This is a genomic window from Streptomyces sp. 135, assembly GCF_020026305.1.
GTDB lineage: Bacteria > Actinomycetota > Actinomycetes > Streptomycetales > Streptomycetaceae > Streptomyces.
The window spans coordinates 6,470,294-6,491,353 of sequence record NZ_CP075691.1 but is presented as its reverse complement, the minus strand read 5'-3'; the positions used below and the strand labels follow the sequence as shown (position 1 = coordinate 6,491,353).

The window sequence follows — 21,060 nt, the reverse complement described above, 5'->3', positions numbered from 1 at the left end:
TCGGAGGAAGGTGCGTGAACAGGTTCGGGGTGCGGATGGGCAGCCGCGGTCTCAGCCCATGTCGACGAGGGCGCGGTAGAGCGGCTCGTACAGCTCGCGGACGAGCGACTTGTCGATCGGAGAGGGTTCCGGCGGAGCTTCGGCGCCTTGAGCGACGATGCCGGGCTCGTCGAAGTAGGGGGCCAGCACGGCGCGCATGCTCGCCAGCAGGCTGGTGCCCGGGGTGTCGACAGCCTCGAATCCCGCCTCGCGGGGTGAGAAGGCGGCGTCCACGAAGGCCACCCTGGCAGGCACACCGCCACGTACGAGGCGGCCGATCACCTGCCACATCACGACCAGCTGGTCCCAGGTGAAGGCGACCTTCTCGTCGTCCCGGAGGCTGGACCAGGCCATTCGGCGGGTGAGGTACCGGTTCCACTGGCGGCGGGCGCGACTACGGAACCCGATGGCGGCCTGGTGCGGCGTGGCAGCCGCGAGCGTCGCCTGTGTGAAGACCCTTCCGGTGTCCCGGAGCTGGCGTACCGCCCAATCGTTGATCGACTGGATGGCGAGGGCGATGTCGTCGGGCCGCGGGTGGGGCCGGGCGAGGAAGTAGACGCTGCCGATCGCGGCCTTGCCCGTGCTCAGCACGATGTTGTGCCCTCGTTCCACCGCGAGCAGCGGCGCGATCAGGAGTTCGCCGCCGATCTTCGCAAAGGAGTGCACGTCACCTCGGGTGAGGGTGCGCACCGCGGGGTCCTCCGGCAGCCGGGCCCAGGCGGTGTCGGCGTCCGCGTCGTCCGAGACGAGTTGGACGACACGGCCGTTCCACTCGGGGATCCCATTGAGGTACTCGGCCGCGCGCCGCGCCTCGTCGTAGCTGCCGACGAGGAGCAGGATGCGGCGTCGATCCTGGTCGGGGATCTCGTCCAGCTCGGTGTCGAGCATGCTGGACGCGCCGGGCAGGCTGCGGTCAGGAACCGCGAGCTGCCGGAGCATCTCGACGAGCGCCTGGGGCCGTTCCTTCGGGGGGCAGCCCGACAGCCGCAGGGGCCGCGGCCCTTCGCTGCCCGGCCAGTGGAGGAACTCCTTGCGGAACTCGGTGCCGAGGACGGCCTCGACCTCCTCGTCCCGCGGGCGAAGCACGGCTCCCACATCGGCGTGCAGGTGGTACCGGCTGGAAGTGCCGGCCCAGCTGGTCGCGGACATGAGCAGAACGTGGGGGGCGGGTCGACTGTCCACCCGACACAGGTCGCCCATTCGCATGAGGAGTTCGCGCCCCACACCGTTGCAGTGGAAGAAGCGCAGCTCACCGCTGCGGTCACCGTCGCGCTCCGAGTCCGTGAGGCGAAACTGGAAGCCGAGGACGTTGCCCATCGGTGATTCGGGGATGACCGCCTCGTAGTCCTTCGGAGGTCTGCGGGAGAGGACGTTCGACGCGTTCTCCAGGTGGAGTGCGGCCTCGACGCGCGGCCACAGGATGGTCATGAAGTCGAGTCGGCTGTGGAGCGCGGCGAGGAGCAGGGTGAACTCGAAGCGTCGGGCCTGTACGTCGATCCGGTCGAGGACTCCGGAGTCGTGGCCCACGACAGCAGTGAGGGTGGAGCGGAGCCGTTCCCGGGTGCGGGCGCCCTGGGGGGCGTGGAGCAGTTCGAGGGCCAGGTGGACGAAGGTGTTGACCAGGGGGGTCACCTGGTCGCCGTCACCAGTGCTCTCGTGCTCGTGCAGGGGGTCGTCCCGGAACCGCAGCAACGCCTCGTCCAGCAGCCGTGCCGCGGGCGGTGGTTGGTCGCCCGCGTCCCGTCCGGGGAACCAGCTGTCGATCAGCAGGTTGTGCAGGGTGAACGCGCTGAAGTAGTCGACGCTGATCCACTGCCGCAGCTCCCCGTCCTTGACCAGGAGCGAATAGAGCCGGTCGGTGGCGGCGCTCACGGTGTTGACGGCGTTCGTCCAGTCGTCGACGTCGCGTTCGGACAGCTGGAGCCGCCCGTCTCGGGCCATCTGCTGGAACTTGTGGACGGCGACCTCGTCGAACCATGAGTTCGGGTAGGTGCCGACGAGGGTGCTGGCCGGGGCGAACACGGTGTCGAGCTGCATCTGCACGCGGTCCGCCTCGTCGACGATGATCAGGTCGCTGAGTCGGCAGGCGAGTTCCAGGTAACGGATCTGCTCGTCGTGCTGGTGCTGGGGCACGGAGCTGTGCACCAGCCCGGCGGGGGTCGCAACCCAGACGCGGGCATCGACGAGGTCCCGGGCGCCGCGATGTCTCGGACAGCGGTTCCACAGCGGGCACAGCTTCCGCTGGGGCTTGGGGCGCGACCTTCGGCCGGCCGGGTTCTCCGCTTCGACCAGTGGATCGTCCGGGGTCTCTTCCTGGTCCACAGCGGGGTACAGCCCGAGGCACGGGGCTTCCCTGATGCCGAGGGGCCTGCGTGCCTCCATGCCGCGCAGCACGTCCACGGGGCAGGCACTGCTCAGGTATGCGAAGCCGGGGTGGTCGTGTCCCAGCATGGTGTCGGCGCCCGCCACCGCGGTGCGGCGGTGCAGGCGTCCGATGTTCCGCTCTCGCGTGGAGTGGCCGAGGATGGGTGCCGCCGCTACCCCGAGCCGCTTGAACAGCTCCACGACGGCCAGGGTTTCGGCGACGTCGCCGACGACCAGGGTGACACGGCGCGACGTCCGAGTGACCAGGTGGTAGGTGAGGATGTCGCGGAGGGTCGACTTGCCCGCACCGACCATGCCGACCAGGTGGAGCAGCTGGTCGATCCTGAGGCGCTCGCCCCGCGTGAACCGACCGAGGGCCTCGTCCCGGACGAGTAACCGGACACGGCTCAGTCGACCGCGCCATCCGCTTCGGGAGCCGCCGATGACCTCCTCCTTCGCGTCCATGGCTGCGGCCGCCGACTCGAGTTCTTCCCAGGTCACGTCCACGGGTTCCCCGCGCCCGGCGGGTGCCGCGTCGAGGGCGTGCGACCTGGGAAGGGCGCCGAGCAGCAGGTCGTCGGTGATCTCGACCGAGTGGAGCCGGTCCTGGGCCCGGAAGGTGTGCTCGCCCGACCCAGCGAGCGGAACACGGCGGGTCGCGAACTCGGGTCCTGTGGTGAGCAGCTCTTCGAACACCTCGAAACGACGCGCTGCCCGGGCGGGTACGCGTCGACGCGGGACCGCGTCGACGCTTTCGAGGTCGTATCCGCGCAGCTGCTGCGGCACGCGTAGGTACGACTCCAGCGCCTCAGACCAAGCGTGTCCGCGTCTGAGGACCCACAGGTGGTGGCGGGCGCGCAGGATGCGCAGCCGCTGTTCGTCGGAGCGGACGTCCCCGAGCGCTTCGCTGTGGGGGTATCCGCCGAGGAGGGGCCACACGTCGAGTGCGGCGCGCGTGGGCGCCACGCTCTGCAGCAGATAGAGGCCCAGTTCGACATCGAGGAGATCGGCGACCCGGAACGCACCGAGGTCATCCGGCCATACATCGGTGAGCTGGCGGGAGCAACGACGGTGCCAGCTGCTGCGATCACGCATGGTGGTCTCCTTGGCGGCGAGGGGATCCGGCGGCTCCCGTCCGGTCGGCGATCTGCTCGGCCACGAGACGCAGGAAGGTCCGGTCGTCGAGCATGGTGATGTTCCCTGCCAGATCTTCGGGAAGGTTTCGGCGGAACTGTCGTCCGTACGCCTCGTTCTCGCGGAATCGATAGCGGGGCACGACCAGGAAGGCTCGGTCGAAGGGCGGGTCGGCCCGGAAGCGGGTGAGTGTGCGTGCGAGCAAAACCGGGTTCACCCGGTCCTTGACGTCCACGGCCCAGTACCGGCCTCCCGGCAGCGGGACGCGCAAGTCGTACGCGTCGAACTGGGGCCACATCTCGGCGTCGATGCCGAAGCGTCTCTTGAGGGTTGACCCGATGTCGTTCTCTGCCAGGCCCGGACTGGTGACGAACATCCGCAGGGGGCGGCTGAGCTGGTGGAGCCCGCTGCGGTCGGAACGTACCGGAACGGGGACAGCGGCGGTGGCGTCACGGCGGCAGCGGTCCAGCTCGCAGCGGTGACCTCCGCCGGGCAGTGGCACCATCAGGCAGCGGCAGCGTCCGCACTGCTGGTACCCGCCGTCGCGTCGATAGGTCGCAGGGACGGGTTCGTAGCACTGTCTGATGACGTGGTGGAGCAGGAGTCCGCACTCCGGGTCCCCGCCGAGCAGGGCGAGCTCCGCGCCGGTGAGTACGGGCCGGGTGGTCAGCAGGGACCGGAAGGCGGTGTACGCCGCAGGATCGCCTGCTGCCCGGCATACGGTGAGTGCCTCCAGCATGCGCTGGTTCTCGAAGATCTCTGCGGCGGGGTCCGCCGCATCCACCTCCCACTCGAGGCAGAGCTGGTGCGGCAGTCTCGTCTGGGGATCCACGAGCGTGCCGGCGGCCCCACGGGCTTCGGGAGGCAGGTCCAGCGGCCAGCCCGTCAGCGGTCGTTCGCAGGCCCAGCGCACCATCTCGGGAATGCTGCCCGGCGGTTCGACTCCGTGTCGCAGGCAGTGCAGGACGAGTCGGTTGTAGGCGTTCTGGACCTGGGCCGGATAGATCGGGTGGGGCACGCCGCGCTGCCGGGACAGACGGACCAGCGCACTGGCGATCTCCCGGAGCAGGGGTTCGTCCGAGCCCGCGGACGGTCGGGAGACCAGGCCGGATCGGGCTGCCCCGGAGTTCGGTGGGGTCTGGGTGATCATGCCTTCTCCTCCGCGTCGGCAGGGGCTTGGGCGCTCGGGCACCACCGCGAGACCGGGCACTGGTGGCAGTGCCCGCCCGGCCGTGCCTCCCACGCACGGTCCTCGCGCCAGGGGCCGGCGTACCGTCGGAGCACCGCTCGCGCCTTGGCCAGGCGCTCCGCGTCCATCGGGTCGATGACGTGGGGGTCGGATCCATCGGGACGGAGGACCTCCAGTTCCACCCTCGATCCGGAGGGGTCACCGCCCAGCTCCCCCTGGGCAAGCAGGACGACGGCCAGGGCGAGCTGCGGATACGCGTCCAACGGATCTTTGCCGATGCGGGCAGGAGTGCGGGTGGTCTTGAGCTCCCGCCATACCCAGGAACCGTCCTCCCTGTAGAGCAGGTCGGGTTTGGCCACGACCAGCGCCTGGGCCGCCGTGTCGTGAAACACCCGGGTCGGTTCGCATTCGACCCGCTCGATGGCCTCGGGGAGCTGGAAGGGGCACGAGTCCACATGCTGCAGGAGCATGGCGCGGCCCGTCTCCGCCTCCTCGTCCGGGACCCTCCACCGGCCGGCGGTCCAGTTCTCCCCCGGCGGGGGCATGTCACCGCGCGTGCAGGGAATGGGGCCGGTGCGGCGGTGGAGCGCCTCGACCCAACCGTGCACGGCCTGGCCGAGCTTGGCCGCGTCGCTGTACTCACCTGTTTTCGGCAGGTGCAGGGAGCGCAGCAGGGACTGCGCCGGGCAGGCGGCGTGGTACCTGAGGTCGCTGATGGACACCTTCCGCAGCGGTAACCGGCGGGAGGGCAGTGCCAGTACCCCCGGAGAGCGGGACACCGCCTCACACCCGGTGAACTGCTTGCAGTCGAAGCAGGCCGCCCCGGGACGCTCCGGACCGCCCCTGACCACATTCCTCACGTGGGGGCCGCCGTGCGCCTCGTAGTACGCCTTGGCCTCCTCCGCAGTTCCGTCGAACTGAACGGTCCGCGATCCGTCGCCCAGGCCGATCTCGATGATCCTGACCCTCGCGACGGGCCCGGGAGAGCCGTGGATCACGAATTCCTGGTTCCAGCGGCGCGGCCACGCCGCGTCGGCTCCGAACGCCGCGGTGTACGCGGCGACCGCGATCTCACCCCGGCTCGACGCACGGGCGTCCCCGTGTCTCAGGCGCCGGTACTCGCGCACCGTGCCGTCGGCCGACTGGTAGCGGCGCCACCATGCGTAGAGCTCCCAGCGCCGACCATTGTCCTTGCGCACCGCCCAGTACGGCTGGACGGGCACGAAGGCGTCCGGCCCCTGGCTCGTGTACTGCCGCACCGCGTGCTCCACGTAGGTCCGGTGCCCCTCGTGCAGAGCAGGCCGGTGGCCGGACAGGGCTCCGAGCGCCTCGTCCACCGTGGCGCCGCCGAACTCGATCCGGTCCAGTGCCGCGCACACGGGACCGAGCGTGAAGGTCTCGTGCTCTTCCCGGGGAAGCTGCGACGGCACCCGCGCCCGAAGTCCTGGCCGGGCCTTCGCCGCGTCGCGGGCCGGGCAGACGTGCGGCTCGTCCGCTCCCCCTCCTGTGCCCGGCCCGATCCGGACCGGCCCCTCGTCCCCCGTCATCCACTGCGGCACACGCCACGGCACGTCGCACGTCATGTCGTTCCCCCTCCCGGCCGAAGCACGGAGTTAGGCCGGCCGTCGTGAACCCCGAGGCCGTGCCGCCGAGCGTAGCGCACAACTTTGGAACTCTTTGGAGAACCTTGGAAATCAAAGGGATCGGCGATACAGTGCGCCCATGACCGCATCGCTGGAGGAGCTCGAGGAACGCCTGTCGCGCCTGCGCGCCCTCCTGCGAGAGGCTCGACGCGCCCGCGACAACGCGGCCACCGCCCGCATCCGCGCCGAACTGCGCGAGGCGGAGGCCGCGTGGGAGCGAGCCCTCGACGCCGAGGAGGCGGAGGGGGCCGCGCCACCTGCCGCGGCTCCTTCCTCACCCGCCGGGACCCCGGCACCTGCCACCACCGCCGGGACCGCATCCTCATTCCGGCTCCAGGCCCACGGGAAGCAGTCCACCCACGGCGCCGTCCCGGTCCGCGAGCAGGTGCACCAGGCGCTCACCCTGCTCGGCGCTCCCGCGTCGCCCAAGCTGATCTCATCCGTATACCAGGCCTTCTTCACCGAGCCGCTGGTCGCGACGAAACTCGCCTCCCTCCGCCGGGACGAGGAAAGGTCCTTCACCGCACAGGGCTACGCCCGCCCCTACTACATCTGTGCCGCCCTCACCCACGACCGGCTCACACCCGCCCGCGGTCTCCTCGCCGTATCCGTCTGGCCCCTGGAGCAGCGCATCGTCGGCCCACTGAGCCCGCGTGCCGACTTCCTTGTCCACGCCATCGGCACCGCCGAGCAGATCCTGCGGCTCGACGTCGCCGGACACGCGCCCTCCGGCGCAGCCCGCCAACTGTTGCGCCGTTTCGCGCTCAACATCCCCGGCGCGTACGACGACGAGGAAATCGACCCCGAACGCGTGATCTCCGCAGCACGCACGGAGGCCGCAGTGCACCAGGAGGCGGACTACTCCCTGCGTCGCACGACCGCCGACCGCGCACGCGGCCAACTCACAGAAGTACAGCAGCTCTTCGGGGCCCCGCCCCTGCACGATGCCCTGCGCGGTTCAGCCGGCTTCACCATCTGACCGACTACCGGATTCCTCCGGTGCCGCCACAGAATTCCGCGTAAGAAGAGAAGATGCCTCCGCAGCACCCTTCTGCCCCCTCTCCGGGAAGACTCGCCGTCCTGCGCGGACCGCGACCTCCGCAGGAGTACACGGCACGCAAGATCACCGCCCTCACGGCCAACCCGGCCTGCTCCCGCCGCGCCGTACTCGACGCAGCGGGCGTGGACAAGGCGTTGCTCGCCCAACGCCTGGGCCATGAGCCGCGTTTCGGCCAGTCCCCCTTCGCGATCCGGCGCGAGCAGAGCTTCGAGGCCCTGGTCAAATGGGGCGGCTACGCGGAGCTCATTCGCCTGCTCCGGGAGCAACTCGACGTCCCCGTCGAGGAAGCCGCGGTAGCCGATCTGACCGAGGTGGGCGGCGACGCTTCGCTCGCGGTGCGGGCGGGCGAGAGTCGGCGGCTTCTGAACCGCCTGGCGGCCGGCGCCGACGAGCGGCTGATCCTGGACCGCCCCGTCCTGACCCTGGAGGTCGCCGGTCAGACCGCCCACGTGATACCGCAAGCCCTCAGCCACCGCACCGGCGGACAGTTCTACGTGGTGGAGATCCGCTCCTTCCCGGCCATCGACGGCCAGGCGAACCCCTTGGCGGTCGCCCAAACCACGAAACAGGCGGCGGTCAGCGTCCTCGCCCTGCGGCAGACCTTCACCGAACTCGGCCTCGATCCCAAGGCGATCGCCCACAGGTTCCTTCTCATCTGCCCGAAGGACTTCTCCAACCGGCCCTACGGGAAGCTGATCGACCTCCGCCAGGAACTCGACGCCCTGCGGTTCCAGTTATCGCGCCTGCGCCGGGCCGAAGACCTGGCCCACGCCCTCTCTCCCGATGCGACGCTCGACACCGAACGGCCGAAGGCCGAGATCGACGCCACGATGCGGGAGCTGGACGCCAGCTTCACCCCCGACTGCCTCTCGTTCTGCGAGATGTCCCGCTACTGCCGGGACGAGGCCACTGACTGCGCCTCCCCGGCCCGACTGGGTGGAGTGGTACGCAACAGTCTTCCCGGCATCGACTCCACCCGGACCGCCCTCCGCCACCTCGACGGCACCAGCGCCCCGGGCCCCGCCGAGGAGGCGGTCATCATCCGGCTGCGGGCCGCCGAACGACTCCGTCGACTGCGTGGAGGTGCGACCGCGTGAGCGTCATCGTCACGGTGGCCGCCCTGCGGGCATCCACGTCGGAATACGCCGAGCGGCTGACGACCGTGCGCCACGAGCATGTGGACGACACCCCGTTCGTCCTCATCCCGCTCACCCTCGCCGGCGAGGCCTGCGCGCCACTCGCAGCTCTCGCCGGGACGGATCCCGACCACCCGGTGCTTCTGACGGTTCGCCGCCCCCACGACCGAACCGAGCGCTTCGGCTTCGTCGAGAGCCTCGCGGACCTCCTCCTGCCCTACTTCGAGGAATGCCGCGCCGCGCCGAAAGAGCCGTACACGGTCGGGCGCGGCAAGGACAAGGAGGAGCGGGAGCGACCCCTGCGCGCACCCCAGCTCCTCGTCCCGAACGCTGGGGGGATCACGTACGTCCGGCTGCTGGGCCGTCTGACCCGGCTGCGCGCGACAGACGGTCCGCATGCCGTCTCCCCATCCGTACCCCTGCTCGGAAAGTGGCTGACCTGGTTCGCCGACCGGGCCGAGTTCCCGGATTCCGCCCTGCTCCAGGCCATGACGCGGTCCCTCTCTGCCCACTGGGCCACCGGGCAGAGCCCCACCGAGAACGCGAACCTGGCGTCCCTGCTCGGCTGGATCGACCCCCCCGCCGGACGCACCGGGGCCGAGACCGCCCGGGAGCGCGAAGACCCCGCGGCGTGGCCGCCCGCCGGGCCGGCGACCGACCCGGTCTTCGACCGCACGCTCGACGAACTGATCACGAAGTACGACGGCGCAACCGGAGAGCGGGGGCGGGACGCCGCCGCTCGCACCATCGACCGCGAGCTGCACGCCCAGATGCTGCCGACCTGGCAGCTGATGTGGCACGGCGTCCGCCTGTTGCGCGAGCTTCCCGCCGGGGGCCACGTCGCCGAACGGCGGGCATACGACCGGCGTCTGTTCGGCGAGTACGCGACCTATCTGGACGACGACGGGCGCCCACAGGCCCGCCGCGACCACGCGGTGGGGGCGGCCCGCCGCCTCGCCCGTATGGAGGAGGCCCAGGAGCGGTACGACGCCGAGCGCGCGTATGACGATCCGCTGGTGATGGCGGAGTACGAACTGACGGGCGAGGCGTTCACGGGCGTGGTCACGGCCCGGGAGGAAGAGCGCACCATCCCCGGGGCGCGGCCCGGATCCCCGCTGTGGCGCCCGACAATCACCGTGCACTGCGAAATTCCCGTGTCCATGGCGGTGGGGACGGCGGTCAAGTCCCCGGCAAGACCGAGGCAGAGGGCCGAGATTCTAGACGTCCTTCCCGACGGAGCCGGGTCCGCCGTGCTGATCCAGCTGAACGGCGGCTTCGGCAACAAGCGCAAGCCTCCCGCGCCTGAGGGGACCATGGCCGACCTCGGCGAGACGATCACCTTCACGTCGATCGATCCCAAGAACATGCCGTCCTCGCTCCCGGCTGAGGAGGACACCCCCTGGACCCACGGCGGTCCGCCACAGCCGTACGAACCCACCGACGAGGACGCGGAAGAGGTCTGGGAATGACAGCCACTCCGGAACCCGACAGCGGCACGTCACCCGGCGCCCTCGCCGACCGGGCGGTCGCCGACGTGCTGTCCGGCCTGGACTCGGCCACCGGACGCGGCATCGTGGTGGACTCTCCACCGGGCGCGGGAAAGTCCACGCTGGTCAAGCGCGCCACCGGCCACCTGACATCGACCGGCCATCAGGTGATGATCGTCGCGCAGACCAACGAACAGGTCGACGACCTGGTCGACAACATCGCCCGGGAATACCCGGACCTCCCCGTCGGCCGCCTCCACAAGAAGGACTTCGTCCTGCCCGAACGGGTGCGCCGGCACGCCAACGTGTGGGGCAGCAACGAGGCACCCGCCCTCCGCGAGCTGCCGGTCGTCGTCTCCACTGCCAAGAAGTGGTCGCACGTCCCCCGCGAGAAGTGCGCGCCATGGCGCTGGGCCATCGTGGACGAGGCCTACCAGATGCGGTCGGACGCGCTGCTGGCGACGGCACCGCTGTTCTCCGAGAAGGACTCACAAGTCCTCTTCGTCGGCGATCCCGGGCAGCTGGACCCCTTCGCCACAGTGGACACCGACCGCTGGCAGGGACTGACCTGGGACCCGCTGCGCAACGCCGTCGACGTGGCGCTGGCGCACAACTCCGACCTGCTGCGACACGAGCTCCCGGTCTCCTGGCGGCTGCCGGAGATGGCAGCCCCTCTCGTGCAGAAGGCGTTCTATCCCTTCTACTCCTTCATCTCCGGCACCAAGGCGGCTGACCGCGTCCTCACCTACGGCACCGCACCTCACCGTGCAACACCGTCGGACGCCGTCCTCGCCTGCGCGGCCGGGTCGGGCTGGGGTCTGCTTGAGCTTCCGCCTCGGCACACCCTCGACGATGACCCCGAGGTGGCCGAAGCCCTGGCAGAAACGGCGGCCCGGTTGCTGGAGCGAGGGGCGCTGGTGAACGGAGAGCCGCTCACCGAGTCCCGCATCGCGATCGGAGCCGCCCGTACGATCCAGGCGGACTCGGTACGGTCGCGACTGGAGAAGCGGGGTCTCACGGACATCACCGTGGACACCGCCAACCGTCTCCAGGGCCGCGAGTTCGACGTCACACTGGTCTGGCACCCGCTCTCCGGCCGTCAGGATGCCTCCGCCTTCCATCTGGAGACGGGTCGCCTGTGCGTCCTGCTCTCCCGCCACCGCTTCGCCTGCATCGTCGTGGCCCGCGCCGGCATCACCGACCTCCTGGACCGGCATCCCCGCAGCAGCCCGGTCTACCTCGACGTACCACCGAAGTTCCCAGACGGGTGGCGGGCGCACCAAGTGGTCATGGACTACCTGGAGAAACAAGCTCGTCCATAGCTGTAGGCCGCCCTTCAGCTCGCCCTGTACGTAGGCGCAGCGCGCATCCGACGCACGCCAGTGGACGGGACGAGTTATTTACGCTGCAAAGGTCAGCGGGACGTCCAAACGCTCCCAAGCTGCCAGCACTGCTTTGTGCGCGTCCGGCTGCAGGTGGGCGTAGCGCTGGGTGGTCTGGAAGCTCTCGTGGCCGAGGAGGTGCTGGACCTCGTAGAGCGAGACTCCCTTCTGGACGAGCCACGAGGCGCAGGTGTGGCGCATGGAGTGGGGCGGATAGTGCGGGACGGGGAGTTGCTCCCCCTCGGTGTCGAAGTAGTGGGCTTTCTCGATGGCCGGCCACCAGGTCTGGCGGCGCCAGTTGCCGTCGTCGAGCCGACGGCCGGCGCGGCCCTTGGTGATGGTGGTGAAGACCAGGGCGTCGCGGTCGAGCGGGTGGATGTGCTGTTCGAGGGCGTCCAGGACGTGTGGTGGGAGCGGAACCTCCCGACGGCTCCTCGAACTCTTGGGGTACTCCTTGATGCCGCTCTTGGTGTTGACCTCCACCACGAACAGGCGGGAACGGCGCCGGTCGATCCGATGGCGGTGCAGGCCGGCGAGTTCGCCCCAGCGCAGGCCCGTGTAGAAGCCGAGCAGACACATGGTGCGCCAAGGGGCCGGGAGCTCGTCGACAATGCTCTGCGCCTGATCGAGGGTGAACCATTGCGGAGGCTTGATCGCGATCTGCGGCAGGTCGATGTTCCGGCAGGGGCTGACCGCGATGACATCGTCGTCGACGGCCGTACGCATGATGGACGACAGCAGGTTGTAGGCCCTCTTGGTCGCCGAGGCACCGACCCCCTTCTCGACCAGTCCGCGGATCCAGCTCTGGACGTCCATGCGGGTGATGGCCCGCATCTCCCAGTCGGCCCAGTGGGGCAGCACGTGGTTCTTGATGCTGGAGGCGTCGCCGCGCAGCGTGTGGGGCTCGACGACGCGGGCCTGCCACCAGCGGGCATGCCACTCGTGAAACGCCATTTCGCCGGCTCGGGGGTCCCGCATGCTTCCGCGGGCGAACTGGGTCTCCATCTCGGCGCCCCAGGCACGGGCCTGTGCCTTGAGGGGAAACGACTCGCTGAACCGGTCTCCAGCCCGGTTGCGGACGGTCGCCTGCCATTTGCCGGACTTCAGCTTCCGGAGGTACGTGGTTCCGTTCCTTCCTGTTTCGCGTACGGAGGGACTTGGTCCTGGTCAGCGGCGGCGCGCGGGCGAGGAGACCGCCCGGCTGTTGATGAAGTCGTCCAGGCTCGCGGCGGGGACGCGAACGCGAGAGCGAGCCGGTCCTGTGCGCAGGTCGACGACGGGCAGCTCGCCGGCGGCGATGAAGCGGTAGACCGTTCGGCGGTCGACGTCCAGGGCTGCGGCGACGGTAGGTATGGACAGCAGGCGCGGGGCCATAGGCGGTTCCTTTGCGGGAGAAAGAGCGACGGGAATGGAGAGATCTAGCTGGGGCGGGGGGCAACAAGCCCAGCCGATGCCGCGAGGTCGCCGAATAGGGCTTCTACGTACGGCCGGAATCTCCGAGCGGAGCAGAAGAGGAAACGAGCGGGACTACACGTACACGGCGGGGGGATCTGAAATCGGCGCGTAGGCGGATCAAGCAAGGCTTCTTCTGGGGATGTGGGCAGACTTCTGACAGGGACCGGCACGACGGGCGTTCCGGGACCCACAATGATCCGGAGAATCCCCGGTTTCGCTAACCGGGGATCGTCGGCTATATTTCGCCCACCCCTGCCGCCCCTGGGGGCATGAGGGGGCCGACGAGGAGGGTTTGCGGGGCGATTCCGAGGGCTGTGGCGATGGCGACGAGGTCGTCGATGTCGCAGCGGCGGACGGTGCGTTCGATGCGGGAGAGCGCGGTGAAGGTCATGGGCCGGCCCAGTGCGGTGACCCGGGCGGCGAGCTGACGCTGGGAGTAGCCGCGGGCGGTGCGGGTGCGTTCGATGGCTTGGGCGGCGGCGTGTCCGGCGGGTCCGATGACGAGAGGGCGTGGCGGCATGGGTGGTGTTGTAGCTTGCGCGCCGGCCGGTCCGGAAGGGCATTCCTGTCTGCCGTGAGCGATGCAAATCACCCGGCGATTTCCCGCAGCAATTTCGGTGACCGGGAATTCGCCCCTACAGTTGCGGGATTCGCCGACGCGGCATGCCGCCGGGCTGTACGGAATTCCAGTGCAAAGTCTGGACTTCTGCGCCCCAGGTGTGGCTGTGTTGGCCATGCACCCCGGCACCGCCGGATTCCCCGGCCCTCTCCCTGAAAGGTGGTCGATCGCCATCGCCCGTATCCGCACCATCAAGCCCGAGGCGTTCTCGTCCGAGTCCCTCGCGGCGGTGTCGCTGTCCGCCGAGCGGACCTTCTTCGGGCTGCTCACCCAGGCCGACGACCAGGGCCGGTTTCGCGACCAGGCCGCCGTCATCGCCGGCCAGCTGTGGTCGCTGCGCCGCGAGCACGGCCCGGAGGCGGTCGAGGACGACTTGATCCAGCTCCACGGTGCCGGGCTGATCTGCCGGTACGAGGGCGGGGACGGCAAGCGGTACCTGCACATCGTCACCTTCGCCCAGCACCAGAAGATCAACCGGCCCAGCGGTGTCCGGACGCCCCCGTGCCCGCACCACGATCTCGGGATTCCGCGTGAGCCCTCACCGCAGGCGCAGGGAGCTCTCGTGGAGACTTCCGCAAGTCGTCAGGGAGGACTCACGGAGCCCTCCGTGAACAACGAATCCGCAGGTCAGAGGCAATTCCGTGAGCACTCACCGCAGCCGCAGGGAGGGCTCACCGAGCCCTCCGTGAGCCCTCACCGTCCGGATCTAGGACCTAGGAACAGGGATCTAGGATCTACCCCGTTGGGGGCGCAAGCGCCCCCCGCGCCCGACTCGGTCTCGACGAAGGACCTGATCGGCGAGTACGCCGCCGGATGCGCTTACCGCCCGCCGCAGGACGTGCTCAGCCACCTCGGCCAGGAGGTGAAGAAGCTCCTCAACGAGGGCATCGCCCCGGACCACATCCGCGCCGGCCTCAACCGTCACCGCGCCAAGGGCCTGCACCCCAGCACCCTGCCCAGTCTCGTCCACGAGGCCATGAACGCCACCCCCGCCGCCGCTGCCCACCAGCCGTGGACCAACCCCACCAACACCGCCGCTGCCTACGGAGGCGACCTCTGACCACCACCGCCCTCACCCGCGCTCCGCAGCAGCCTGCCCGGATCACCGGCCGACTCGGCGACATCCTGGCCCAGCGCGGCATCGCCCCCGACGCCGCCGCCCAGGAGCCGACGCCCGAACCCGTCACCGCACTGCAACAGGCGGAAGCCCGCATCCCCGCCCGCTTCCGCCACGCCCTCGCCGACCACCCCCAGGTCACCGCCTGGGCGGACGAGATCACCCGCGCCGGACGCCCCGGCCCCGGCGGCGCACCGGGCATCGCGGAGGGCCCCTCGCTGCGAATCGTCGGACCGACCGGCACCGGAAAGACCCACCAGGCGTACGGCGCCATCCGCACCCTGCTGGCCGCCGGGGTCCGCCTGCGCTGGGAAGCCGTCACCGCCGCCGACCTCTACGCCCGGCTGCGCCCGCGCCCCGGGTTCGACAGCGAGCGCGACCTGCAGAGCCTGATGCGCTGCCCGCTGCTGCTCCTGGACGACCTTGGCGCGGCGAAGACCAGCGAGTGGACCGAGGAGTTGACCTACCGGCTGATCAACCACCGGTACGAGCACCTGCGCCCCACCCTGATCACCAGCAACCTCACCACCGACACCCTGCGGGCAGCCCTCGGCGACCGCGTCGCCTCCCGCCTGGCCCAGATGACCGAACGCGTCACCCTCGAAGGCGACGACCGCCGCCGTCAGAAGCCCGTCGCCTGACCCCGACAGCGCCCATCCCGCCCCTTGCACCACACCGGAGATTCCTGCTCTTGCCCTCCCCTGCCCCGATACGCCCCGCCTTCGAACGGCGAGGCCGTCCCCTCCTCATGGGGATCACCCTGATCGCCGCCGTCGGCTTCGTCCTCTCCGACGACGCCCTGCGGCAAATGGCCGTCGCCGCCCACATCAGTGGACCGCTGACCTACCTCTTCCCCCTCGTCATCGACGGCTTCATCGCGCTGGGCGTCACCGCCCTGCTCATCCTGCGCACCGCCCCGCTCCGCTCCCGCCTGTACGTGTGGACGCTCGTCACCCTGGCGACCGGCGCCAGCATCTGGGCCAACGCCCTGCACGCCATCCGCCTGAACGAACAGGCCCGCCTCCGCCTCAACAACGCCACCGTCGGCGCCCTGTCCGCCATCGCCCCACTCGCCCTCGCCGGCGCCGTCCACCTCTACCTCGTCATCAACCGCCACCTCGCCGCCAACAAGGCGATGGCGGCCGAACCGCCAACCGCCAAGGCACCCAGTGGCGGACCGCCACCGCCCGCTGCCAAGTCCGCCGCCACCGCCATACCCGCTAAGCAGCGCCTGGTGCAGCCGACCGCCACGCCAGAGCCGAAGCCGCCCGCCGCACCGGCTTCCCCCGCCACGACCGCCACGGCGCCGCCTCCCGCCACCGCCACACCGCCGAGGAAAGCGACGCCAAAACCTGGCGGGCGCAAGGCCAGCGCCCCTGACGCGTACCTCCTGGAGCTCGCCCGCCAGATGCGCTACGAGACCGGCACCGTCCGCCGGACCGACCTGGAGCGCACTGCCCGTGCCCAGGGCTACACCGTCGACAGGGCCCGGGCCCAGAAGGCCGCCGACACCGTCCTGGACGAAGCGGCCACCGCCAAGAATCTGGCGACCACCGCCTGACACTCCTGTCCCCCCCATGCCTACACGGGCGCCCCTCCAGCACCCACTCCGAAGGAACACCCCGATGCACGACAGCCACACCGAGGCCCTCACCAACCAGCCGTTGGTACCCACCGGCGCTGCCCCGGGCGGAGCAAGTTGGAGGTTCGGACACTCCCCCGTCGGGGGTGCGTCCGAACCGGTGCCCGCCCCGGGGGTGGCGGGCACCCTCCCGCGCCAGGGGGCGCGGGAGGGTGTGGCTGCGGCCGAGGGCGGACCGCAGCCGGTGCCGCGTCGCCGGGGCAAGTCCCGCGTACGCGCCCGTACGCAGCGCCGCGCGCACAGCGTCCGCCTCAGCGACGCCGAGCACGCGACCATCGCCGCCGACGCCGAAGCGGTCGGCATGAGCATCGCCGGCTTCCTGGCCCACAGCGGACTCGCCGCCGCCCGCGACCTCGACCGCACCGCAGCCGCCATCGCCACCCGCCAGGACACCCTGACCACCCTCTTCGCACTCCGGCGCCAGCTCGGGCACGCGAACAACAACCTCAACCAGGCCGCCCACGCACTCAACAGCGGCGCCTACCCCGGCGGTCTGGAGGACACCATCGCCGCCGTCCGCCACGCCGTCGACGAGGTCCGCCACGTCACCGCCCGCCTCACCGACCCGAACTCCGAAGGCACCGCCGCTTGATACCCCGCATCCACAAGCAGGGCCGCAACACCGTCCGCCTGCTCGCCTACCTCTACGGCCCCGGCCGCCGCGAGGAACACACCGACCCCCACATCGTCGCCTCCTTCGACGGCTTCGCCCCCGACCCCGGCCGCGATCGGAGCACCACCATCGTCGACCTCGCCCAGCTCCTGGACGAGCCCCTGCACCTCCTCGACGAAGACGCCCGCCCCACCACCCACGTGTGGCACGCCTCCGTCCGTGCCGCCCCCGGCGACCGCACCCTCACCGACGCCGAATGGGCGGACATCGCCCGCCGCGTCATCGCCGCCACGGGCATCGACCCCGGCGACGGCGCGGGCTGCCGCTGGGCAGCCGTCCGCCACGCCGACGACCACATCCACCTCATCGCCACGCTCGTCCGTGAAGACGGCCGCCGCCCCGACCACCACCGCTCCGCCAAGCGCGCCCAGACCGAATGCCGCCAGATCGAAGTCGACTACGGCCTCCACCGCATGGCGGCGGGGGACGGTACCGCCGCCACGCGGCCCACCAGCTCCGAACGCCACAAAGCCGACCGCCTCGGCCGACAGCGCACCCCACGCGAGGAGCTGCGCGAGGAAGTCCGCCGCTCGGTGGCCGGCGCAGCCAGTGAGGAGGAGTTCTTCGACCGTCTCGCCTCGGCCGGCCTGCTCGTCCGGCGGCGCATCGCACCCTCGGGCGACACCCTCGGCTACACCGTCGCCCTCCCTGATGACCGCAACGGCAAGGGCGAGCCGGTCTTCTACTCCGGTTCCAAGCTCGCCCCAGACCTCTCGCTGCCCCGGATCCGTGAACGCTGGACCACATCCGCGGAAGCCCTCTCCTCGGAGCCCTCCCAGCCGTGGGAGACCGGGCCCGCGTCCGCACGCCGACACGCCGCCACAGCCATCTGGCAGGCCCTGCTCGTCATCGACCACGGCGACGACGGCGTCATCGCCGCACAGATATCCGCCACAGGGGAGGTCCTCGACGCCCTCGCCAAAACCTCCGCCGCCCACACCCGCCACGAACTCCAAGCCGCAGCAGCCGCCTTCGAACGTGCCTCCCGCTCCCACGTCCGCGCCGCACGCGGTCACGATCACGCCTTGCGCCGAGCCGCCCGCGACCTCGTCCACAGCGGCCCGGCCCTCGGCCGGGGCGAGGACGGCGCCACCACCGCAATGGTCATCGACATGCTGTTCTTCCTGATCACCGCCGCCGCCCACTGGCACGCCAGGAAGCAGCACTTCCAGCAGGCCGAAGCCGCCCAGCGGGCCGCCGCGCACCTCCGCGCCGCCTATCCCGCCGCTGCCGACCTCCCCATGGCCTTCCTCCACCAGCGGGGCAGCCGTCTGACCCCTGCCTGGCAACGCCATCACGCCGCCACCCTGCGCCAAGCCCTGCCCGAGTTGGCCGACCAGGTCCTCGCCGAACGCGGATGGCCCGCCCTCGCAGCCACCCTCGACGAAGCCCGGACCACCGGCCACAACCCCACCGCTCTGCTGGTGCAGGCAGCCGCTCGGAGGGAGCTGGGCACGGCGGAGCGCATGAGTGACGTGCTCGTGTGGCGGCTACGACGGATGGCCGACCTCCCCGCCGATCCCCAGAACTCCCGCAGCACGCATGGACGAGGCAGCACTGCCGTCTCCTCGCAGCACCGTGCGGCACACCTCGACGCCAGGACCTCGAACAACACCCGAAGGCAGCGCTGACCCGCGAAACGAGGCGGAAAGATAGCCCAGAATCGCCGGTTAGCCTAACCGGCGATCCTCCCAACAATTGACCTTCCGACCAACCCCCGGAAGGAATCCCGCATGCCCCCGTCCGAAGCACGCCCCGAGATCGTCGCCCTGCTCTGCGACGCGAACTTCCAGCACTTCCGCGAAACTGGCTCCTGGTCCCATCGAAACGGCCGCCCCTTCACCCAGGAGGAACGAGAAGCGGTCTTCAAGGCCACCCGTGCCGACCTCGAAGAGCTGAAGTCCCAGCACTCGCGCTACCTGGAGTACCTCCGGACGCACGAGGAAGCACCCGAAGCCATCCAGCGTTTCCTCGCCCCGTTCATGGAGCAGCTCGACGAGAAGAACCTCGGCAACGCCCACACCCTCATGGCGGAGGACGAACGAGCCGAGTTCGACCGCCTGCTCAAGCTCATGATCGAACCCGCTCTCCCCTTCACCCCGTACACCTTCTGACCAGTCACAAGGAAACCTCCATGCCCACCCCTTCCCCCGCACCCCGCCCCCACGTCATGGCCCTGCTGTTCGACACGGACTTCGACCGACCGTGGGGCACCCGCACCTTCCGTCATCTCGACGGCCGTCCCTTCACCGACGAAGAGCAGGCAATCGCCGCTGACGCGACTCTCGAGGAATTCCAGGCCGCCGGCGTTCGTATCCACGACCCCGAAGCAGGAACCGAAGCCAAAGCAGCCGTCACCGAACTCGCCAAGCTGATCTATTCCTACGCCCTGGACCATCACATGGCTCTCGTCCAGTTCATGACCCACGAGGACATGCTCGAATACGACCGCCTGTGCGGCATCGTCGCCGCAGGCGCCGATTCATGACCCGAGAGAAATAGCAGGAACGGGCCAGGTCCTCCATGCAAACAACCAGCCGGTGGCGGGGGTCTTCCCTGCCACCGGCTGCACACTGTCCGCCGCCGTGCCGAAGTCCAGACCACGCGCCCCTGCGCACTTGCGTGCGCCGCTCCTGCCTTCCGTACGGTCCAGCCGATGGCGAACCACCCTCGCACACCGTGAAGGAGAGCTGTTGAAGCCGACCGAGGAAGTGCTCCAGGACCTGACCCAGCCGTCGAACATCTCCATCCACTCCGACGACGCACTCGTCGGCAAGGTGGAAGCCGCTATCACGGCGGACGACAAGAAGCGGAAGGAGAACGAGGACGAGCCGCTTCGCCGAAAGCCCGCCCTCGTCCCGATCCCGTCGACGGAGCTGCCCCGGCAGTTCGAAGTGACCCTCTGGGACGTCCTCCACACCCTCGCCCGGGCCACCGCCCTCTCGTGGCGTGGCGCGGGACGGGGACTGGCGGAGCACTGGGGCGCGCTGAAATACACCCAGGCCCTGGTCGGCGGCAGGGACTCCTTCCTCGGTCTCACCGACGAGGGCCACCGCATCGCGGACCACTACAAGTCGCTGCAGTCCGGCGAGCTCGGCATCGGCTTCGCGCTGACCCTCGCGGAGCACGTGCTGCGCAGCCGTTTCCCCGACCATTCGGTGACAATCGTCCCCGCCGACACGGTGTTACGCGCGGGCTGGGCCCTCACAAGCAGGGACAAGGGCGAGAAGGTGAAGTACCGCTACCGCCCGCAGTACTTCGCCGAGGTCTGGCGTCCTGGCGAGCCGTCTCTCGTCATCCCCCTCGCCTGCAAGGGCAACCACGGCGACGCCGCCACCTCCGCCGACCAGCTGGCCTCCGCCTCCGCACACGCCGAAGCGGTCCACATCGGCGCGTGGAACGAGACCCCCGGCCTGCTGTTCAGCACTCAGCTCCCGACGGACGGCGGCACGATGACCGTCCATGCCCTCCAGGCACCTGGCAGCGGCGGACGGCTGTCCCCCGCGGAAGGTCGTGAGCCGAACCTGAACGCACCGCCGTTCCAGGCGAACGTGATGCCGGACATCCACCCGCCGACCGAGGGCCTGGTGACGCCGGAGCCCGTACGGGGCTGCCACGTACAGCCGAAGGACTACGCCTGGTTCCAGGAGTCCCTGGCCCACACCACCGCAGCGGGCCTCATGACGTTCACCGGTTCCGGCCACGCCACCGCCCGCCACCTCACCGACCGGCAGGGCCGCAAACGCTTCACCGGTCTCGAACACGCGGCCGCAATGAGCATCCAGGACGCCGCCCACACCCTCTTCGGCACCGCGTACGTCGGCACCGACCACGTCTTCCGCCTCAATGGCCCCCGCGTCGAGGCGTTCTCCGGCGTGGACGAGGAGGTCTTCCGACTCCTCGCCAGGGGCGACATTAAGGAGTACCGGGCCCTCGTCCACGCTGGCCGCCACGCCCGCCCCCACCTCACCTACAACAAGGACTGGGGCGGCCCGGTCTCCGTCCACGCCGACGGCTCGGTCCTCGCCCTGCGACTGCTACAGGGACAGGAGGAGGAGCCGCGCCCGGGCTCCGCCCACTGACGAAAGACCCGCCCGGTCCTCTCCGTCCGACGACAGGC

Annotated in this window: 18 protein-coding genes; 12 read left to right on the top strand and 6 right to left on the bottom strand. The window is 70.2% G+C overall.

Features of this window, described 5'->3' with window-relative positions:
* Positions 1-51: 51 nt before the first annotated feature.
* Genes KKZ08_RS29250 through KKZ08_RS29240 form a run of 3 tightly spaced genes read right to left on the bottom strand, consistent with a single transcriptional unit; the run spans position 52 to position 6,309 of the window.
* Entirely contained in the window at positions 52-3,498 is a 3,447-nt protein-coding gene (locus KKZ08_RS29250) for a signal recognition particle (protein ID WP_223777272.1), read from the bottom strand.
* Complete coding sequence (locus KKZ08_RS29245; protein ID WP_223777271.1) at positions 3,491-4,687, bottom strand: hypothetical protein; 1,197 nt, start codon at positions 4,685-4,687, stop codon at positions 3,491-3,493. The genes KKZ08_RS29250 and KKZ08_RS29245 overlap by 8 nt, the downstream gene beginning before the upstream one ends.
* Complete coding sequence (locus KKZ08_RS29240) at positions 4,684-6,309, bottom strand: PD-(D/E)XK nuclease family protein (RefSeq protein ID WP_223777270.1); 1,626 nt, start codon at positions 6,307-6,309, stop codon at positions 4,684-4,686. Before KKZ08_RS29240 ends, KKZ08_RS29245 begins: the two co-directional genes overlap by 4 nt.
* Positions 6,310-6,448: 139 nt before the next feature.
* On the opposite strand from KKZ08_RS29240, the gene KKZ08_RS29235 reads away from it, so the two are divergent.
* Genes KKZ08_RS29235 through KKZ08_RS29220 form a run of 4 tightly spaced genes read left to right on the top strand, consistent with a single transcriptional unit; the run spans position 6,449 to position 11,374 of the window.
* A complete protein-coding gene (locus KKZ08_RS29235) occupies positions 6,449-7,348 on the top strand; it encodes a hypothetical protein (protein ID WP_223777269.1) in 900 nt (299 codons plus the stop codon).
* A gap of 53 nt (positions 7,349-7,401) precedes the next feature.
* Positions 7,402-8,526 (top strand): hypothetical protein, encoded by a 1,125-nt coding sequence (locus KKZ08_RS29230; RefSeq protein ID WP_223777268.1) that lies wholly within the window; start codon positions 7,402-7,404, stop codon positions 8,524-8,526.
* Entirely contained in the window at positions 8,523-10,034 is a 1,512-nt protein-coding gene (locus KKZ08_RS29225) for a hypothetical protein (protein WP_223777267.1), read from the top strand. The genes KKZ08_RS29230 and KKZ08_RS29225 overlap by 4 nt, the downstream gene beginning before the upstream one ends.
* Entirely contained in the window at positions 10,031-11,374 is a 1,344-nt protein-coding gene (locus KKZ08_RS29220) for an AAA family ATPase (RefSeq protein WP_223777266.1), read from the top strand. The genes KKZ08_RS29225 and KKZ08_RS29220 overlap by 4 nt, the downstream gene beginning before the upstream one ends.
* Positions 11,375-11,452: 78 nt before the next feature.
* Here the strand turns inward: KKZ08_RS29220 and KKZ08_RS29215 are convergent, their stop codons facing one another.
* The 3 genes from KKZ08_RS29215 to KKZ08_RS29205 form a co-directional block, all read right to left on the bottom strand.
* Positions 11,453-12,388, bottom strand: coding sequence for a site-specific integrase (locus KKZ08_RS29215; protein ID WP_223777265.1), 936 nt, complete (start codon positions 12,386-12,388; stop codon positions 11,453-11,455).
* A gap of 213 nt (positions 12,389-12,601) precedes the next feature.
* Positions 12,602-12,808, bottom strand: coding sequence for a helix-turn-helix domain-containing protein (locus tag KKZ08_RS29210; protein ID WP_223777264.1), 207 nt, complete (start codon positions 12,806-12,808; stop codon positions 12,602-12,604).
* A 316-nt stretch (positions 12,809-13,124) separates the two neighbouring features.
* Complete coding sequence (locus KKZ08_RS29205; RefSeq protein ID WP_223777263.1) at positions 13,125-13,409, bottom strand: helix-turn-helix transcriptional regulator; 285 nt, start codon at positions 13,407-13,409, stop codon at positions 13,125-13,127.
* A 271-nt stretch (positions 13,410-13,680) separates the two neighbouring features.
* Here KKZ08_RS29205 and KKZ08_RS29200 point away from each other — a divergent pair, with 271 nt between their 5' ends.
* The 8 genes from KKZ08_RS29200 (at position 13,681) to KKZ08_RS29165 (ending at position 21,022) form a co-directional block, all read left to right on the top strand.
* Positions 13,681-14,568, top strand: a complete 888-nt coding sequence (locus KKZ08_RS29200) for a hypothetical protein (protein ID WP_223779237.1) — start codon at positions 13,681-13,683, stop codon at positions 14,566-14,568.
* A complete protein-coding gene (locus tag KKZ08_RS29195; protein ID WP_223779236.1) occupies positions 14,565-15,266 on the top strand; it encodes an ATP-binding protein in 702 nt (233 codons plus the stop codon). Before KKZ08_RS29200 ends, KKZ08_RS29195 begins: the two co-directional genes overlap by 4 nt.
* A gap of 107 nt (positions 15,267-15,373) precedes the next feature.
* Positions 15,374-16,186 (top strand): DUF2637 domain-containing protein, encoded by an 813-nt coding sequence (locus tag KKZ08_RS29190; protein WP_223777262.1) that lies wholly within the window; start codon positions 15,374-15,376, stop codon positions 16,184-16,186.
* A 64-nt stretch (positions 16,187-16,250) separates the two neighbouring features.
* Positions 16,251-16,859 (top strand): plasmid mobilization relaxosome protein MobC, encoded by a 609-nt coding sequence (locus KKZ08_RS29185; RefSeq protein WP_346657898.1) that lies wholly within the window; start codon positions 16,251-16,253, stop codon positions 16,857-16,859.
* Entirely contained in the window at positions 16,856-18,571 is a 1,716-nt protein-coding gene (locus KKZ08_RS29180) for a relaxase/mobilization nuclease domain-containing protein (RefSeq protein WP_223777261.1), read from the top strand. The genes KKZ08_RS29185 and KKZ08_RS29180 overlap by 4 nt, the downstream gene beginning before the upstream one ends.
* A gap of 102 nt (positions 18,572-18,673) precedes the next feature.
* Positions 18,674-19,054 (top strand): hypothetical protein, encoded by a 381-nt coding sequence (locus KKZ08_RS29175; protein WP_223777260.1) that lies wholly within the window; start codon positions 18,674-18,676, stop codon positions 19,052-19,054.
* A 20-nt stretch (positions 19,055-19,074) separates the two neighbouring features.
* Positions 19,075-19,428 (top strand): hypothetical protein, encoded by a 354-nt coding sequence (locus KKZ08_RS29170; RefSeq protein ID WP_223777259.1) that lies wholly within the window; start codon positions 19,075-19,077, stop codon positions 19,426-19,428.
* A gap of 205 nt (positions 19,429-19,633) precedes the next feature.
* The gene (locus KKZ08_RS29165) at positions 19,634-21,022 is read left to right on the top strand and encodes a hypothetical protein (RefSeq protein WP_223777258.1); all 1,389 of its coding nucleotides are present in this window, start codon (positions 19,634-19,636) and stop codon (positions 21,020-21,022) included.
* Positions 21,023-21,060 lie beyond the last annotated feature (38 nt).

Excerpts from the sequence above, each read along its gene's own strand:
- KKZ08_RS29250 (WP_223777272.1), bottom strand. The coding sequence starts at position 3,498 with ATGCGTGATCGCAGCAGCTGGCACCGTCGTTGCTCCCGCCAGCTCACC.
- KKZ08_RS29245 (WP_223777271.1), bottom strand. The coding sequence starts at position 4,687 with ATGATCACCCAGACCCCACCGAACTCCGGGGCAGCCCGATCCGGCCTG.
- KKZ08_RS29240 (WP_223777270.1), bottom strand. The coding sequence starts at position 6,309 with ATGACGTGCGACGTGCCGTGGCGTGTGCCGCAGTGGATGACGGGGGAC.
- KKZ08_RS29235 (WP_223777269.1), top strand. The coding sequence starts at position 6,449 with ATGACCGCATCGCTGGAGGAGCTCGAGGAACGCCTGTCGCGCCTGCGC.
- KKZ08_RS29230 (WP_223777268.1), top strand. The coding sequence starts at position 7,402 with ATGCCTCCGCAGCACCCTTCTGCCCCCTCTCCGGGAAGACTCGCCGTC.
- KKZ08_RS29220 (WP_223777266.1), top strand. The coding sequence starts at position 10,031 with ATGACAGCCACTCCGGAACCCGACAGCGGCACGTCACCCGGCGCCCTC.
- KKZ08_RS29215 (WP_223777265.1), bottom strand. The coding sequence starts at position 12,388 with ATGGCGTTTCACGAGTGGCATGCCCGCTGGTGGCAGGCCCGCGTCGTC.
- KKZ08_RS29210 (WP_223777264.1), bottom strand. The coding sequence starts at position 12,808 with ATGGCCCCGCGCCTGCTGTCCATACCTACCGTCGCCGCAGCCCTGGAC.
- KKZ08_RS29205 (WP_223777263.1), bottom strand. The coding sequence starts at position 13,409 with ATGCCGCCACGCCCTCTCGTCATCGGACCCGCCGGACACGCCGCCGCC.
- KKZ08_RS29190 (WP_223777262.1), top strand. The coding sequence starts at position 15,374 with ATGGGGATCACCCTGATCGCCGCCGTCGGCTTCGTCCTCTCCGACGAC.
- KKZ08_RS29185 (WP_346657898.1), top strand. The coding sequence starts at position 16,251 with ATGCACGACAGCCACACCGAGGCCCTCACCAACCAGCCGTTGGTACCC.
- KKZ08_RS29175 (WP_223777260.1), top strand. The coding sequence starts at position 18,674 with ATGCCCCCGTCCGAAGCACGCCCCGAGATCGTCGCCCTGCTCTGCGAC.
- KKZ08_RS29170 (WP_223777259.1), top strand. The coding sequence starts at position 19,075 with ATGCCCACCCCTTCCCCCGCACCCCGCCCCCACGTCATGGCCCTGCTG.